At 58.3% G+C, this 2,252-nt stretch carries 2 protein-coding genes; both read right to left on the minus strand.

The genetic code is table 11. The features are described 5' to 3' along the window. Positions 1-258 precede the first annotated feature (258 nt). Positions 259-1,335 (minus strand): hypothetical protein, encoded by a 1,077-nt coding sequence (locus JQ632_RS39060; RefSeq protein ID WP_212408037.1) that lies wholly within the window; start codon positions 1,333-1,335, stop codon positions 259-261. A gap of 331 nt (positions 1,336-1,666) precedes the next feature. Continuing rightward, the gene (locus JQ632_RS39065; protein ID WP_212408038.1) at positions 1,667-2,050 is read right to left on the minus strand and encodes a hypothetical protein; all 384 of its coding nucleotides are present in this window, start codon (positions 2,048-2,050) and stop codon (positions 1,667-1,669) included. Positions 2,051-2,252: the final 202 nt, after the last annotated feature.

Here is a 2,252-nt window from a genome sequence, read left to right on the forward strand (position 1 = left end):
GCCCATGCCGGGCAGGCGGCCGAGAGATCGCGAGCCCAAATTTTCAGATCTCTGCCCCGGCTGAGAGCGTCGATCCTACCGACTTCTGCAACAAAATCGGCCCTTGCGAGACCTGGTCGTTGGGGCCTCGGATGTCCGCTCACTCGGGTAAAGCAGAAGCCACGGCCCCAAGGGCGAACCGACGAGATCGACCCCTTTGCCGACATATCGAAATCAAAAAGACCGGAGAGGCCGAGACGAGAAGCAGCGCGGCCTTAACTACGGAAGTCTTTTTGTCGCCGCGAAGGGATTGAACCCACGTTCCGCGAGGGCAGCCCACGAAGCTGCGCCAAGATGTGGCAACCGGAAATAGAGGCGTGGCCTGGCCGGATCGGTATCCAACATGAACCCAGTCGGTAGCGCGCGGACACTTGTGGCATAGAACCCGCCATCCGGCGACCTCTGGGATTCTATGACAGCGATCAACGACTCTGCCCTCCCAGCCCTGCCGAGCAATTTCAGCAAGAGAGCCATTTGGCTCGTCCCTTCGGTCCACACACCGTCTCGGTCTTCACCGTAAGAAAAGCCCTTGTCGACACTCATTCGCTGTTCGGCGGTCGTAATTGCCGATGCAAATTTCTCGGCCGCTCCGGGGAGCGCCGTTAACGGCCAGACTTGAGCATCAAGGGCCAAAATCGGATTGCGCGTGACGCCGTCTTCAGCGGTCCCTGCGGCGAAACAGGCGCAGGCCGGATCCCACATCGTGTCGACGAAGCGCTCAGCAGCTGTTGCCATATCACGCCAGCGCGAATCGCCGGTGCGGGTTGCAAGAAGGCCAAACGCGGCGGCAAGGTCAGTATTGTGTTCGGTTGATTTCCATGTCCGTACGTCGGGCGTCGGCTCGTGCCCGAACGTACCGCCCGTGAAACCGCCAGTGCCGCGCGTGTCGGCCCATTGCGCGACCCAGGTGCCAAGCCGTGCCGCACCATCGCGGAACGGAGAGCCGGTGTTCACATCATCAATCGACAGCAACGCCAGCATTGCCCATGCCATGTTACCATTATCGCTGCCGGCCTGATATCGATCTTCTAGCCACTTGTTCTGCGTATTGTCCCACCAACCCGGAAGTTTGGCGGAGCCACTGGCCACCACACCCGCGGCGTATGCGTTCCGGAGCCGCCCATCATGCCAGGTGCGGTCGTTATCGATGGCCCAGAGAATCGCCGAGCCAATTCGATACGCTTTGTCTCGCTCGCCGCAACCGACCAGTGCGATGGCGGCTACCGCATTGTCATAGAGGTAGGCGGCGCCATGGAGAGGCCCCGATTCGACGGTCGGATAGCTGGGCAGGAACAACGGCCCTGATGGCGATGCCTTATCGATTAGACCAGCAAGATATCCGCACGCTGACGCTTCCGGTGTTGCTTGAGCCCGGAGTGGAGTGGCGACCACAATGATTGTGAAAGTCGTTACGATCCATACGAAGGTTGCTATTCGGCCCACTTGCTGTTCTCCGGGTGGACGATGGTCCTATCTATACCCATCGGGCGATGTCTTGAAGTGGCCCGTGGCTGACCTTACCCCAGAGCGCCACCACGTCCGGTAGCTGTAGGTAAGCCGACTTCGACGATGCAGAAGCCGTAGGCCGCCTTTGACCCAACGGCGACGTGTTGATCGATCCATGGCACTATCTCCAAAGCGTCGAATGGAATGCGTACCGTCGATCAGCGAGAAGCAATGGAAGAAAAAACGGCAATCCAAAGATGAGAATGGCGGTAGCAGCGGCGGTCATTCCGTAGTCAGGCTTTGCCGCTGCAAACCGTATGCTGGCAATAACAAGTGTAGAAATGAAGTTGAGCACGAACACCGGAAAAGCTATCTGCCAAGCTCGCTGAGACAGGAGCGGTTGCCTGAATGCGTAGCCATACAAGCCAACGAGCTGAGCGACAGTCAGTCCTTGAATGAGATAATCCGCTACAGGATAGATTGCGTGTGGTCCCTGAACGACAGTCACGCAAATGCTAGGTACGACAAAAAGGCTCAATATCCCAAAGTAAAGTTTCCAGAGCATCTGGATAATGTTCTCCCCACTCGCCCAGTAGTTGCGTCTGGTCCGCCCCTCGGTAGGCTGGCTCTTTCATATCAGGCCAAGCCTGCTATGTCGCCTATTGGGCCGATTTTGTTGCAGAAGTCGGTAGGATCGACGCTCTCAGCCGGGGCAGAGATCTGAAAATTTGGGCTCGCGATCTCTCGGCCGCCTGCCCGGCATGGGC

Origin of the sequence: Bradyrhizobium liaoningense (assembly GCF_018130955.1) — a bacterium.
Classification (GTDB): domain Bacteria; phylum Pseudomonadota; class Alphaproteobacteria; order Rhizobiales; family Xanthobacteraceae; genus Bradyrhizobium; species Bradyrhizobium liaoningense_C.

What these genes read in the sequence shown, in the direction of transcription:
- JQ632_RS39065 (WP_212408038.1), bottom strand. Translation starts at nt 2,050, where the DNA reads ATGCTCTGGAAACTTTACTTTGGGATATTGAGCCTTTTTGTCGTACCT.